This is a genomic window from Mesorhizobium sp. B2-6-2, from assembly GCF_006440615.1.
Lineage (GTDB): Bacteria > Pseudomonadota > Alphaproteobacteria > Rhizobiales > Rhizobiaceae > Mesorhizobium.
Genome location: NZ_VFUG01000014.1, coordinates 54653 through 68121, shown reverse-complemented (window position 1 = coordinate 68121; position 13469 = coordinate 54653). Strand labels below are relative to the sequence as shown.

11 protein-coding genes are annotated in these 13469 nt (G+C 65.6%); 4 read left to right on the top strand and 7 right to left on the bottom strand.

The window, feature by feature from the left end:
* Nucleotides 1-13: 13 nt before the first annotated feature.
* The 3 genes from FJ419_RS23080 to FJ419_RS23070 all read right to left on the bottom strand — a co-directional run bounded on the left by FJ419_RS23080 (nt 14) and on the right by FJ419_RS23070 (nt 3518).
* Complete coding sequence (locus FJ419_RS23080; RefSeq protein ID WP_140698649.1) at nt 14-1129, bottom strand: ABC transporter substrate-binding protein; 1116 nt, start codon at nt 1127-1129, stop codon at nt 14-16.
* Nucleotides 1130-1213: 84 nt separating this feature from the next.
* On the bottom strand, nt 1214-2308 hold the full coding sequence (locus FJ419_RS23075) for an ABC transporter ATP-binding protein (protein ID WP_140698519.1): 1095 nt from the start codon (nt 2306-2308) through the stop codon (nt 1214-1216).
* A 313-nt stretch (nt 2309-2621) separates the two neighbouring features.
* Complete coding sequence (locus tag FJ419_RS23070; RefSeq protein ID WP_140698516.1) at nt 2622-3518, bottom strand: LysR substrate-binding domain-containing protein; 897 nt, start codon at nt 3516-3518, stop codon at nt 2622-2624.
* 82 nt (nt 3519-3600) lie between these two features.
* Here FJ419_RS23070 and FJ419_RS23065 point away from each other — a divergent pair, with 82 nt between their 5' ends.
* The 3 genes from FJ419_RS23065 to FJ419_RS23055 all read left to right on the top strand — a co-directional run bounded on the left by FJ419_RS23065 (nt 3601) and on the right by FJ419_RS23055 (nt 7047).
* Nucleotides 3601-5193: an amidohydrolase gene (locus tag FJ419_RS23065; protein ID WP_181170786.1), complete on the top strand. Its 1593-nt coding sequence runs from the start codon at nt 3601-3603 to the stop codon at nt 5191-5193.
* Between the two features lie 33 nt (nt 5194-5226).
* Nucleotides 5227-6159, top strand: a complete 933-nt coding sequence (locus tag FJ419_RS23060) for a dimethylarginine dimethylaminohydrolase family protein (RefSeq protein ID WP_140698510.1) — start codon at nt 5227-5229, stop codon at nt 6157-6159.
* 165 nt (nt 6160-6324) lie between these two features.
* The gene (locus FJ419_RS23055) at nt 6325-7047 is read left to right on the top strand and encodes a 3-keto-5-aminohexanoate cleavage protein (protein ID WP_140698507.1); all 723 of its coding nucleotides are present in this window, start codon (nt 6325-6327) and stop codon (nt 7045-7047) included.
* A gap of 221 nt (nt 7048-7268) precedes the next feature.
* Here FJ419_RS23055 and FJ419_RS23050 read toward each other — a convergent pair whose 3' ends face one another.
* Entirely contained in the window at nt 7269-8327 is a 1059-nt protein-coding gene (locus FJ419_RS23050) for a Gfo/Idh/MocA family oxidoreductase (RefSeq protein WP_140698504.1), read from the bottom strand.
* A gap of 100 nt (nt 8328-8427) precedes the next feature.
* Complete coding sequence (locus FJ419_RS23045) at nt 8428-9213, bottom strand: ThuA domain-containing protein (protein WP_140698501.1); 786 nt, start codon at nt 9211-9213, stop codon at nt 8428-8430.
* 200 nt (nt 9214-9413) lie between these two features.
* Here FJ419_RS23045 and FJ419_RS23040 point away from each other — a divergent pair, with 200 nt between their 5' ends.
* Complete coding sequence (locus tag FJ419_RS23040) at nt 9414-10172, top strand: DUF4239 domain-containing protein (RefSeq protein ID WP_140698498.1); 759 nt, start codon at nt 9414-9416, stop codon at nt 10170-10172.
* A 2-nt stretch (nt 10173-10174) separates the two neighbouring features.
* On the opposite strand, the gene FJ419_RS23035 is transcribed toward FJ419_RS23040, so the two are convergent.
* Both FJ419_RS23035 and FJ419_RS23030 read right to left on the bottom strand, forming a co-directional pair.
* On the bottom strand, nt 10175-11422 hold the full coding sequence (locus tag FJ419_RS23035; protein ID WP_140698495.1) for a glycosyltransferase: 1248 nt from the start codon (nt 11420-11422) through the stop codon (nt 10175-10177).
* Between the two features lie 248 nt (nt 11423-11670).
* Entirely contained in the window at nt 11671-13200 is a 1530-nt protein-coding gene (locus FJ419_RS23030; RefSeq protein ID WP_246679318.1) for a tlde1 domain-containing protein, read from the bottom strand.
* Nucleotides 13201-13469 lie beyond the last annotated feature (269 nt).

Sequence of the window (13469 nt, the reverse complement as noted above, 5' to 3'; positions counted from 1 at the left end):
AATCTCGGCCTGATCAGGCCGAGATGATCTTGGTGTATTCGTCGAGCGCGGCGCCGTAATTCTTGGCGTACCATTCCATGTCGAGCGGGATCTGCTTCTTCATATTGTCCGGATCGACCGGATTGATGCGCTTCTTGTCGGCCGGGATCAGCGCATCGGCCGCCGGATTGGCTGGGCCCTGTCCGAGCTTGTCGAACATCACCAGCTCCTTCTGCGGATCCTGGGTGCTGGCGATGAACTTCATCGCCGCGTCCTTGCCGCCGGGATTGTTCTTCAGCACCGCCAGTGCGCCGGGCGAGATCAGGCCCTGGTCCCAGATGAACTTGATCTGGCCGCCGGAGTCCTGCTCGATCAGCGAAGCGCGGGTCGACCATACGATCGCCATCGAAGCCTCGCCGTTGAGCAGCACGCTCTGGCTTTCGGCGCCGCCGCCCCAATAGGAGACGACGTTTTCCTTGAAGGCGGCGATCTTGTCATGCGCGCGCTTCAGGTCGAGCGGATAGAGCGAGGCCGGCGCGACGCCATCGGCGAGAAGCGCGGCTTCCCAGCTCGACACGCCCCATTTGTAGAGCGAGCGCTTGCCGGGGAATTTCTTCACGTCGAAGAAATCGGCCATTCCGGTCGGCGCGTTGGAGCCGAATTTCTGCGAGTCGTAGGCGATCACATAGGAGAAGAAATAGGTGGAAGCCGCATATTCCCAGCCGAAGCCTGGCCGCATCTTGCTCTTGTCGACGACCTTGTAGTCGATCGGCTCGAGCATGCCTTGGCCGCCGAGTGTGATGGCCGAGAACGGATCGACGTCGACCAGGTCCCAGGTCGGCGCGCCGCTCTTGTACTGCGCGGCGATAGCACCTTCGGTCGGGCCGGAACCGTCCATCTTGACAGGGATGCCGGTGTCCTTGGTGAAGGGCTGGCCATAAGCGGCGTCGTAAGCCGTGATGGCGTCGCCGCCCCAGTTTACCAGCACCAACCCTTTTGTCTCGGCAAATGCGCCGGTCGAGCGCAAAAGCATCGGCGTGCCGGCGAGCACGAGGCCCGCAAGCTGTGCGAACTGGCGGCGCGAGATCTCGCCGCGCCTGGTCCGCTCGGCGAGGGATTCGATGGCTTGTTTCCGAGTCTTGTTGTTCATATCGTCGTTCATGTCAGTTCCCCTTGTTGTCGTTGATTTTGAACCGGAAGCCGGGGCGGCGAATTAAGGCCGCGGCGGCGCTCTCTATTGTCCTCCGTCCGGAAGGAGGAAACCCTTCTCCGCCGGCCAGGTCAGCCAGACGGAATTGCCCTTGCTCAACGCAGCGGCCGCGACCTCGTTCGGCACCGAGACGGTGACCTTGGCGCCCTGGCGCGTGGTGAGGTCGAGCTTGGTCGCGGCACCGAGATAAGTCGAGGCGACAGCGGTCGCTGCGATGCCGTTTTGGTTGGCGAACGCTTCCGGCGCGATCGACATGTCCTCGGGGCGGATGGCGAGGATGGCATCGCCTTTGATCGCCTCGGCCTTGCATCGCATGTTGACCGCGCGGTCCTCGCAGAGCCCGGTCGCGCCACTGTCGGCGGGACGCACGCCTTTCACCGGCAGCATGTTGATCTCGCCCAGGAACTCGGCGACGAAGCGGTTGGTCGGCCGGTTATAGACCTCGTCGGGCCTGCCGACCTGCAACAGCTTGCCGTGGTTGAAGATGGCGACGCGCGACGACAGCGCCAGCGCCTCGCTCTGGTCGTGCGTGACGAAGACGAAGGTGGTGCCGGTCTCCTGGTGCAGCCGCTTCATCTCGGCCTGCATCTGGCCGCGCAGGCTCTTGTCCAGCGCCGAGAACGGCTCGTCGAGCAACAGCACGCCCGGCTCGAACACCAGCGCGCGGGCCAGCGCCACACGCTGCTGCTGGCCGCCGGAAAGCTGCGCCGGCAGCTTCTTCTCGTGGCCATTGAGACCGACGCGTTCGATCATCTCGCCGACACGGTTTTTGATCTCGGAAGTGGATTTCTTGCGCACCTTGAGCGGGAAGGCGATGTTCTGCTCCACGCTCATATGCGGAAACAAAGCGTAGCCCTGGAACACCATGCCGGCGGCGCGCTGCTCGGCCGGCCGGTTGGTGATGTCTACGCCGTCGCTGAAAAGCTTGCCTTCGCTCGGCTGCACGAAGCCAGCGAGGATCATCAGAAAGGTGGTCTTGCCGGAGCCGGAAGGCCCAAGCAGCGTCAGGAACTCGCCGCGGCCGATATCGAGCGTCAGATTATCCAGCGCCCGGAACGAGCCGAAGCTCTTGCCGATCCCGTTCGCCTTGATCTCTGCGGCCCGGCCGGGTTGCTGCATCCTGCCTCTTTCCTCACGGTCGACCAAATCGTAGGCACGGCTGCGGCTCACCGCAACCGAATAGTTTTCGCCCGATCGGCAAATTTGATTCACGGGTGGCGATTGCGCGGCGGCGTTGGAGCGCCAATCTCCCCCCTTGTGGGGGAGATGCCCGGCAGGGCAGAGGGGGGCGCGAAGGAACGCTACCTTTGCGGTGATCCCTTATCCGACAAACCGTTGATGTGTGAGCCAAAAAATCGCTGAAAGGCTGGCGGGGCAGCGCCCCCTCTGGCCTGCCGGCCATCTCCCCCGCAAGGGAGGAGATCGGCTAATCTCAATACGTCGCCAGCCTGTTCTCCGACAGCTTCGCCCTCAGCCAGTCGCTGAAGGCATTGAGCACCGGGTGGTTTGCCTTGGCATGCTCGAAGACCAGGAAATAGGCGCGCGGCGAGGGCACGGTTGCTTCGAATGGCTTGACCAGCCGGCCCTCGCTCAGCGCCCGGCGTCCGGTCAGTTCGTCGCCGAGCGCAATTCCCTGGCCGGCAATCGCCGCCGAAAAGACGAGGTTCATGTCGGAAAAGAAGATGCCGCCCTCGGTATCTGGATGTTCCACCTTGGACAGCGCCAGCCAGCGCGCCCAGTCCTCGGTGTCGCTGAGATGGAGCAGGTTGGCGCGCAGCACGTCGGCTGGTTTGGAAAATCCGCCGACCTTGTTGAGCAGCGTCGGGCTGCAGAGCGGCGTGAAGGAGACCTCGCACAGCAGTTCCACCGCCCGGTTCGGCCAGTTGCCGACGCCGAAGGCGATGAAGGCATCGGCCTCCGCATTGCTGACATCGTCGAGCCGCCGTGGCGTCAGCACGGAGAGCGCGACGTCCGGATACATCTGCTGGAACTCGCCGATATGGGTGCACAGGAACATCGAGGCGAAGCCCGGCGGACAGGAGATGGCGAAGGAGCCGCCGACGCCGGCGCCGCCGCCCTGCGTCACCGCATCGCCGAGCACGGTCAGCGCCTTCCTGACGTCGGCAGCGTAGCGCTGGCCGCGCGGCGTCAGCGCCACACCCTTGCCGATGCGCTGCAGGAGATCGAAGCCGAGGTCACGCTCGAGCAGCCGCAGCTGATGCGAGACGGCGCTGCGGGTGAGGTGGAGTTCGTCGGCGGCGCGCCAGACGCTGCCGTGACGGGCGAAGCTGTCGAGGGCGCGCAGCGCCTGCGTGGAAGGTATTCGCAAGAGGCCTCAGGTGAACCGAATTTGCACGAGCCGGGAAAACATATCACTTTTTGATGCGCCGCTTCACTGCTTTCTTTAAGGCATGGAGGAATCGGTGACGACTTCAGCGCAGGAGACGGCGCTTGCCTGCATCGACGGCATCCAGCCGCTGCTGTCGGCCTGGACGCGCACCATCTTCGAGTTCGGCGAGACCGCCTGGCGCGAGTACCAGTCGGCGGCCTGGTATGTGGATCGGCTCAAGCGCGAAGGCTTCTCGGTCGAGGAAGGCTCGGGCGGCATGCCCACGGCCTTCTGCGCCCATTGGACCAACGGCGACGGCCCCGTGATCGGCATGTATGGCGAATACGACGCCGTGCCCGGCAATTGCCAGGACGCCGCTTCGGTGAAACGGCCGCGTGAAGGCCTCGGCGCCGAGGCGGGCGGCCACACCGATCCGCATTCGGGCCTTGGCATCGGCAGCCTCGGCGGGCTTTTGGCCGCCAAGGCGGCGATGCTGGAGTACGGCATCAAGGGCACGCTGCGCTTCACCGGCGAGCCGGCCGAGAAGGTGCGGGGCTCCAAGCCTATCCATGCTGCCAAGGGCTATTATGACGGCCTTGCCGGCATGATCTCCTTCCATCCCTTCTACATGCTGCCGCTCTGCAACACCGCGCGCTGGGACACGCATTGCGGCGCCGCCTATGCGATGATCTACCGCTTCATCTGCGACGAACCGGAGAACTGGGTTCGCGCCAGCGACGCAGCACCCATCCCGCAGGCGCATTCGGCGGTCAGGGCGCCCGGCGCCAACGACGCGCTGATGATGATGTACATGGCCTCCAAGGCGCTGCGCGATTCCATGCTCACCCATCAAGGCGGCTGGTCGATCAGCGAGGCGATCCTGACGGCAGGGCAGGCGACCGCCGACAACCTCCCGGCCGGCCTTGCCGAGATCCAATACATGATCCGCGTGCCGACCATTGCCATGGCCGAGCAGGTGACCGCCGTTCTCGACCGCAATGCCGAAGCCGCGGCGACGATGAGCGGCTGCCGCCATGAGCGCCACTGGGTGTCGAAGTCACGCCCGGGGTTGGCCAATCACGCCATGGCCGACATCACCTACCAGGCGCTGTCGACCGTCGGCGCGCCGCGCTGGAGCGAGGAGGCGAGGGCGATCGCCCGCGAGGTCCAGGTCAATGCCGGCGGCGAGGCGACCGAGAACCCGTTCATCGACGAGCTGGAGCGGCTGGTCGCTCCGCAGGATGCCGAGGCGATCCTGCGCCGCGACCTACCGCCATCGCAGGTGAATTCCACGTCCGACGATTACACCGATATGAGCTGGCACGCGCCGACGTCGCGCTTCTACGTTGCACGCCCGGCGCTGCGCGCGGTCACGGGCCATACTTATCCCTCCTGGGTGATGAACGCGCTGGGCGGCATTCCGGCGACCATTGACCCGATGGTCACCTGCGCCGCCAAGACGGTCGCGTTGACGGCGCTGCGCCTGCTCGAGGACAAGGCCGCGCGCGAGGCCGCCATGGACGAGTTCGTCAGGCGGACCGGCGGCGGCGTCGGCGGCTCGAACTGGATCGCGCCGCTCTGCGACTACGAACCGCCGATCAACTTCCGCTGGCCGGAATATGTCACCACGCCGCGTGGGCGCGACTGGTGGATCCCGGCCGCCTCCACCGCATGAACGACAACGACAATCCATCCCGAGGAGAACACCATGACCGTCCATGACCGCATCGTCGCCGAGCCGTTCTCGCTGCAGCGCCGCAACCCCAATGGCGGCACCAAGCCGCTGACCGCCTGGGGCTTCGCCAACGAGACCGACATGCTGACCGACGTGCTGCTCGGCTCGCCGAACTTCCTGCGCCACCTGTCGACCAGCTCGCTGTCGCGAAAACATCTGCGCGAGGCGCCCTGCAACATCCAGATCGCGCAGGCGCAGCACAAGGACCTTGTCGCGGCCTACGAGCATTTCGGCGTCAACATCCACTGGCACGAGCCGACGCCGGAACTGCCGATGCAGGTCTATTCGCGCGATTCCAGCGTGATGACTCCCTACGGCGCCTTCATCACCGCCATGGCCAATTGGTGGCGGCGCGGCGAGAACTACGCCGCCATCCGCACCTATGAAAAGCTCGGCATTCCGATCTACGACATGGTGACCGCCGGCACCTTCGAGGGCGGCGATTTCAACGTCATCGAGGAAGGCGTGGTGCTGATCGGCTGCGGCGGTGCCCGCACGCAGGAAGAGGGCGCGCGTCAGGTGCAGGCCTGGTTCGACAAGGAAGGCTGGGAGACGCGGCTCGCCTTCATCGACGAATATTACGTCCATATCGACCTGATGGTGGTGCCGATCGCCGAAAAGCTCACTGCCGTCTGCCTCGCCTGCACCGAGCCCGGCATCGTCGACTGGCTGAAGGGCAAGGGCCACGAGATCATCGACGTGCCCTTCCAGGACACGATGGCGCTGGGTTGCAACTTCATGTCGCTCGGCAAGGATAGGGTTATCGCACCGACGTCGAGCAAGACGCTGATCGAAAAGCTGAAGGCACAGGGCTTCGAGGTCGCGGCCGTCGACATGAGCGAGATCTCCAAGACCGGCGGCGGCATCCACTGCATGGCGCAGGCGCTGAAGCGCGTGCCGGCATAACGGACTCTCGAAGTTCGGCAATCGCCACGAAGAATGTCTATCCCTTTGGCCGATAGGCCAGAGGGATATGACCGCGCGCGGCCTGTCAGGAGATTTCGACGCTCCGGTTCCGACCAATTCGATCCTGGGCTAGGCTCTGGCCAGCCGAAACAGGATTGCCGCAAGATGATCGTCCAGGCCTGCATCAACGGCGCCCGAGCCGCCGACTTCCACCCCGCATTGCCGCTCGATCCCGAAGCGATGGCGCGCGACGCCGCAGCCTCGATCGCAGCGGGCGCGGCCGAGCTGCACGTGCACGCGCGCGGCGCCGACGGTCGGGAGAGCCTTGCGCCGGAGGCGATGGACAAGACGGTCGCAGCTCTGCGACGCGCCTGTCCGGGCACGCTGATCGGCGTCTCCACCGGCGCCTGGATCGAGACGGACGATCTGCGCACGCTGGTCGCCATTTCCGGCTGGCGCGAGCTGCCCGATTATGCCTCTGTCAATCTCAGCGAGACGGCGGCGCCCGTCGTCATGGAAAGCCTGCGCCAGCGCGGCATCGGCATCGAAGCCGGCCTGGCGTCCGTCGAGGACGCCGAGCGTCTGGTCGGCCTCGACCATGGCGGCCGGGTGATGCGCGTGCTGGTCGAGATTTCCGAGCAGGCGCTGGATGAAGCCTTTGCCGTGGCGGACGGCATCGAGACGGTGCTGGATCGCGCCGGCATCCGCCGCTCGATTCTGCTGCACGGCGAGAACGCCACGGTTTGGCCGTTCGTGGAAAGGGCGGCTGCGCGGAAGTTGTCGACGCGGGTCGGGCTGGAGGACGGCAAGAGTTTGCCGGACGGAAGCGTGGCGGATGGCAACGCCGCGTTGGTGGCTGCGGCGGTGGCGATTTATCGCTCCTTGTGAAAATGGATAGGCTGGCGGGACAGCGCCCCCCTCTGTCCTGCCGGACATCTCCCCCTCAAGGGGGGAGATCGATGTCGGGCCGGTTTGCGTCAGTTGTCAGCGCCTAGTCTAAGGCAGGGCGCCGCCCGCGAAGCTGCCAATCTCCCCCCCAAGAGGGGGAGATGTCCGGCAGGACAGAGGGGGGCGCCGTAGAGCGCAGCGCTTCCTGCATCGCGAAACCCTCACTGCGTGTCCGCGTGCGCCCTCAACTCGGCGCGCTTCTCGTCCGACACCACGGCAAGATCCAGCACCTTCTGCAGGCCCGCCGCGTGGCGGAAGGTCGGCTCGGTCTGCGCGCCGCTCTTCACCGCCTCGACGAAGCGCTGGTAGTTGGTCGGCACCGTGCCGGCATCGAGCTGTTCCCATTTGGCGTTCTCGACATTTTCGCCGACGCAGGCCTTCAGCATCGAGCCGTCGAGATTGTGCACCACCTCGACGGCGCCCTTGTCGCCATGGATGCGCAGGCGCAACTCGTTGATGTGGCCGGTGGCCCAGCGGCTGGCATGCACCACGCCGAAGGCGCCGTTGGCGAAGTCGAGCGTCATGGCGAAACTGTCGTTGGCGTCGAGCTCGTACTCGCCGATGCGGTTGCCCGGCGCCTTGTCGAAGGTGCGCAGCCTGCAGAAGACATGGTCGATATCGAGCGCCGCGCCATAACTGGCGAAATCGAGGATGTGGATGCCGACATCGCCGAGCACGCCGTTCGAGCCGTGGCCGCGCGACAGCCGCCACAGCCATTTCGGGTCGGTGCGCCAGTCGCCCCAGAATTTCGACACCAGCCAGCTCTGCAGGTAGGACGCCTCGACATGGCGCACCATGCCGATCTCGCCGGCCTGCACCATCTGGCGCGCCTTCTGCAGCGCGGCGACGTTGCGATAGGTGAGGTTGACCATGTTAACGATGCCGGCGGCTTCCGCGGCATCGGCCATTTCGTTGGCCTTGCCGAAATTTTCCGCCAGCGGCTTCTCGCACAGAACCGGCTTGCCGGCTGCGACCAGCGCCATGGTGGTCGGATGATGGATGCGGTCCGGCGTGACATTGGCGACCGCGTCGAAATCGCCCCAGTCGAGCGCCGCCTCCAGCGAGGTGAAGCGCTTCGGGATCTTGTAGGCGTCGGCATATTCGCCGACGCGGGCCGCATCGACATCGACGGCGCCGACGATCTCGACGCCCTCGATCGCGCCAAAGCGGCGGGCATGTTCCTGCGCCATCCAGCCGGTACCAAGTATCAAAAGCCGCATTTTCTGTCCCTTTGAGCGATTTGGTTCGATTCAATAACGGGGCGAATGTGACCCGGGCGCTGTTTTCGTGCAATCTTAAATGAAGCGGAGAGGCGTTTTTTTAGCGGAAGCCGGCCTCGCCATGCGCATGCAGCTTGGGCCCGCGCTCCTCGATCGGCTCCAGCGCCTTCTCGACCGGCACGTTCGGCGCATCGAGGATGGCGGGCTTCGATCCCTGCGGGTTGTGCGCCCACTTCACCGCATTGCGCAGCACCTTCTGCACGGTAGCGTCGTGATAGGTCGGATAGGTTTCGTGTCCGGGGCGGAAGTAGAAGACATTGCCGGCGCCGCGCCGGTAGGTCAGGCCCGAGCGGAACACCTCGCCGCCTTGGAACCAGGAGATGAAAACGGTTTCCAGCGGCTCCGGCACGGCGAACTGCTCGCCATACATCTCCTCGTTCTCGATCTCGAAGAACTCGCCGATGCCTTCGGCGATGGGATGGCTGGGGCTCGTCACCCAGAGCCGCTCGCGCTCGCCGGCCTCGCGCCATTTCAGCGTGCAGGGCGTGCCCATCAGCCGCTTGAAGATCTTCGAGAAATGGCCGGAATGCAGCACGATCAGCCCCATGCCTTCGAAGACGCGCTTCGCAACGCGCTCGACCACTTCGTCGGCCACCGCGCCGTGGTCCTTGTGGCCCCACCAGACCAGCACGTCGGTTTCGGCTAGGCGGGATTGCGGCAGGCCGTGCTCCGGCTGCTCCAGCGTCGCGGTCGAGGCGGAGATTGCCTTGTCGGCGGAGAGCGCGTTGGCGATGGTCGCGTGCATGCCTTCCGGATAGATGGAGGCCACCACCTCATTGGTCCGCTCATGGATGTTCTCGCCCCAGACGACAGCGCGAATTGTCATGGATAGCCTCGTGAGTGATTGGGAGCCGCCCCGCGCCATAGATAGCGCCTTCGCCCGGTATTGGAAGCGGTTTTCGCAATGCGGTGGATGCCTATGGAGTCATCTCCCGTGGTCTGCGCCGCCACGCTCCTTGCTTCGCCCTAGATGGTGAGTTCGCGAAGCCGATTGGCAAGCTTCCTTTCCCGTGCGCAATATTAGCCATGGGCGAAGTGCTTGTAGGAGCAGCGATCTTTGCTTGTCTGGCCGGAGCCTCGCTGGTCAGCCTGATGCTGCACGAGCGTTTCCCCGCTCACCACCTTCAGGACGACACAAGCGCGGTGGTGCGGCTTGCCGCGAACCTGTTCGTGGTGATGTCGTCGCTTATGCTCGGCCTGATGATCAATTCAGCCAAGAACACATTCGAGGCCATCAACGGCAACGTCCACACCTTCGCCACCGATCTCATCCTGCTTGATCGAACGCTGCGGCATTACGGACCGGAAGCCGACAGCGCCCGGCAATCGCTGACCGCATACGTCCAGCGCGTCGTCGACACCTCTGCCGCCGACAGCGACACGACCGTCGTCCCGAACAGGCTGGCGGAACTGCTGCTCAACCAGGTCGGCGACATCCTGGCGGGATTGACGCCGGCGGATGCCAGGCAGACCGCCGCACAACAGGCCGCGACACAGCAACTGCAGAAGCTGATCGAGCAGCGCTGGATACTGGCCGAACAGTCCGAGGGCGCCATACCCGTGCCGCTGATCGTTCTGCTCGTCGCCTGGCTGACGCTGATCTTCGCCAGCTTCGGCTTCCGGGCGCCGCGCAACGGCACCGTCGTCTTCACCTGCCTCGTTTCCGGGGCGCTGGTCGCCGCGGCGGTCTATCTGATCGTCGACATGGACAGCCCGTTCTCAGGCCCGATCCAGGTCTCGCCGGCGCCCCTGCAAAGGGCGCTGGCTGAACTGACGACGCAATGAGTTCACCGGCTGGTCCGGTCCAGCAATTCGATCAGCAACCTTGCCGCCGCCCCGGCGCCGTCGGTGCGGATCCTGCCGGCGATACTGCTCGCCCGGGCGCCGGCCTCGGGTGCCAGCGCAGTCTCCAACGCCTCCGACAATGACCGCGCCGTCGGCACCGGACCGTCATGCGCGGCCCCGATGCCGAGCTCGGCCGCCCGTCGTGCCCAATAGGGCTGGTCTCCGATCTGCGGCACGATCACCTGCGGCGCTCCCGCCTGTGCGGCGGCGGCGGTCGTGCCGGCGCCGCCGTGATGGATGACGGCGGCGACGCGGCCGAACAGCGCCTGCTGGTTGATCTCGCCGACGGCAAAACAGTCGTCGCGATCGTCGATGAGGCCCAATTCTGCCCAGCCATGCGCGAGCACCGTACGGAGGCCCTTGGCGCGGATCGCATCGATGGCGGCGGCCCCGGCATCCCTGGCGACCGCGATCGAACCGAAGCCGACATAGACCGGCCGCGGGCCGGCATCGAGGAAGGCTTTGAGCCCGTCGGGGAGGGGCCGCTCGTCCGGCAGGATGAAGGCGCCGGTCTGCACGGCGTCGATCAGGTCCGAGCCCGGCCATGGTCCCAGCGTCGGGTCGCAGGCGAGCAGCACCCTATCGCCGTAAACATAGTCCCGGACATCTTGCACCGGAGACAACCCCAGTGATGCGCGATGGCCGTTGATCGCCTCGCCGAAGAGGGCGTTCTTGGTGCGGATGTCCATCTCCCACAAGAGCCGGTTGTCGGTCACGCCGGCCGGCAGCGGATGGCCCGGATATTCATGCGGCCGGTTGTGCGGCGACGGCAGCCAGATAGGGCAGAACGTGCCCAACATGTAGCGCATGCCGCGCTGCTCCGCGACCAGCCGCGCGGCGGCGCAGGACGGAAAGAGGCCGAACGCAACCACGGCGTCGCAGCCTTCGGCGGCCGCGCTCAGCGCCGCATATTGCCTGGCGACGATCTCGGCCGCCTGGCCGGAAATGAGTCTGGCCCGGTCCTCGGGCGACGCCGATCGCGACCGGTTGATCATTTCCTTCGCCCATTCGCGCACCGGCGCGAAGGCCGGGGCCAACGGCACGCCGGCGCGGGCCAAAAGGGCGCCAAACTCCTCGTCGCCCGGCGCGCTAACCCTCGCCTCGACGCCATGCGCCTGCAACGCCGCACCCAGCGCCGCCAAAGGCTCGACGTCGCCGCGAGAGCCATAAGTCGATAACAAGATACGCATTCCATGCTCCGTTGTCGTTTTTCGGAGCAGCGTTGATACGCCATGGCCGGGGGCTTGCCGCAAGCCCGGGCTGCGCCATATCTACTTCTGGGAAGGGTCGTTGTTCGTCCTCGGTTGAGGTCGCGGTCCCGTCGCTATTCGAAGCGGCGACGACATGCCAAGCATCCGCGCGCGTCGGCGCGAAGCCCTTCGGATCGACAAGTGGGGATCGGCAAGTGCCGGCGACAAGCTCGCCGGCCGGATAGGGCTTAACCCTGGCGGCCTTCCTGGGCGACCCGGGTGGGGGAGCTTGAGAGGCGCGGGACGACGACGAGACGCTTGATCTTGCCGTTTTTGTAGGCGGCAAGGAAGCGGTGATAGTCCTTGAAGACGACGCAGCCATTGGATTCCGCACGGCCGCCGCGCAGCATATAGGTGTGCGCAAGCAGGCCGTTGCGGCCGTATTTGTTGTTGCCGCTGGTCGGCGTGAGCCTGATTGCCTCGACGCCGTGAAAGCGCGACTCGCGCATCGACAGATTGTAGGTGTCGGGCGGCGTCGGGCCGACATTCTTGCGGTTCACGAAGCGCGGCTGGTCGACCATCGAGCCCAGTCCTGAATGCGCTTCCAGTTTCGAGCCGTCGGGCATGTAAACGGTCCTCGCCGAAATATCGTAGACGGCAACGCCATTGCCCGTCGAGGGTCCGTTGAAAAGGTTGCGGAACGCGCTGCCGAGTCCGCCGCGCTCCGGCGTGTCCGGCTTGGCATAGGCGAGCATCTCGGACGCCTGCGCCTTGCGCTTGCCTGGCTTGGAGTCAGTCACGAGCGGTTTCGAACCTGTCACGCCCGGCAGGGCCTGGTCGCCGTTCCTCGGCGAGACCGCCGTCGGCGCGCTTTGCGCGGTATCTGCGGCGGCCGGCTGCGGCTTGGCCCTGGCGACCGGCGGCTTCGCGGTTTCGGGCTTCTGTGTCCTGGCGGCGTTTTCTTCGGGCGCTTCGGTAGCCCGTTCGAGCGTGGCGCGCGGGCGAAGGCCAGGCACGGCAATGGTGTCGGGCAGATCGTCCTGCGGCGGCAGCGAGGCGACTTGGTACGTGCCGTCCTTGCCGTTGTCCGGTTTGGCGGCGACATCGGGCGCGTCGGCGTTTTCGAGCGCGACGGCGGTCGGAGGGTCGGCCGTGTCCTCCGGCGCTATGTTGGCGAGCGCCAGCGCCAAGTCGGAAGCGCCGGCGATTTCGGCCGGCCGCGAGCCGAAGCGGGCTTCCGCCGGGGCGCCTGGCAGCGCGCCGCCAAAGCGGCTCGCCGAAGGCAGGCTGGCCAGCAGGAACGGCGCCTTCTCGGCGCGGGCAAAGGCATCGGCAAGCTTTTGCGGCGAAAGCGCGGCGCGCTTCACCACGCCGTCGAACGGGTCGACGGCCCCGGCGGCCGAAGCCACCACGACGTTTTCATGCGCGACGCTATCGGGCGCCGGCAGCTTGAGGCGCGCCATCTTGCCGGCGTGGCCTTCTTTCTTCAATTTTTCAAGAGCTTGGCCGCCATGTCTGAAGTTTGTCGCGAGGCTGAAGCAGCCGGAGTCGCAGCCGCCGGTGAGCGAGCCTGCCTTGTGGCCGTCATGGACGCCAAGGTGCGGCGCCCAGGCGTTGGCGATCTGCCGGCGCTGGTCGCCAAGCGCGATGTTGCGCGGCGAAAGCAGACCTTGCGGCAATCCGTTGGAAGCGGCGGTCAGCGAGGCGCTCACCGAATGGAGCCCCGCCAAGGTGGCGGCGGACCACAGCACGAGGGCGGCGCCGACAGCAGGCACCACGACCCAACGATGACCAGACTTTTTCGAAGTTACCCCCCCTTGAGGAGCGTCACCCCGGTTCTTCAAACGCAAAAACGCCATACGACCACTCTCAATCGGCATGCCGGTTTGCGGACCTGGCACCCGTCACGATCACAGTTCGCTGGTGCCCCCTGCACCTTCACGCGTCTGTTGCCGATTGATTCAAAAGATGGACAAAGTTGGTTAACCAATCCCTCCACCAATCGCCGATTTGGCGATGGTCCATACGAAAAAAGAGCCCTCCACGG

Bases quoted from the DNA above. Each gene is read 5' to 3' on its own strand.
- FJ419_RS23050 (WP_140698504.1), bottom strand. From the start codon at position 8,327: ATGCGGCTTTTGATACTTGGTACCGGCTGGATGGCGCAGGAACATGCC.
- FJ419_RS23060 (WP_140698510.1), top strand. From the start codon at position 5,227: ATGACCGTCCATGACCGCATCGTCGCCGAGCCGTTCTCGCTGCAGCGC.
- FJ419_RS23065 (WP_181170786.1), top strand. From the start codon at position 3,601: ATGGAGGAATCGGTGACGACTTCAGCGCAGGAGACGGCGCTTGCCTGC.
- FJ419_RS23075 (WP_140698519.1), bottom strand. From the start codon at position 2,308: ATGCAGCAACCCGGCCGGGCCGCAGAGATCAAGGCGAACGGGATCGGC.
- FJ419_RS23035 (WP_140698495.1), bottom strand. From the start codon at position 11,422: ATGCGTATCTTGTTATCGACTTATGGCTCTCGCGGCGACGTCGAGCCT.
- FJ419_RS23080 (WP_140698649.1), bottom strand. From the start codon at position 1,129: ATGAACAACAAGACTCGGAAACAAGCCATCGAATCCCTCGCCGAGCGG.
- FJ419_RS23055 (WP_140698507.1), top strand. From the start codon at position 6,325: ATGATCGTCCAGGCCTGCATCAACGGCGCCCGAGCCGCCGACTTCCAC.
- FJ419_RS23040 (WP_140698498.1), top strand. From the start codon at position 9,414: ATGGGCGAAGTGCTTGTAGGAGCAGCGATCTTTGCTTGTCTGGCCGGA.
- FJ419_RS23045 (WP_140698501.1), bottom strand. From the start codon at position 9,213: ATGACAATTCGCGCTGTCGTCTGGGGCGAGAACATCCATGAGCGGACC.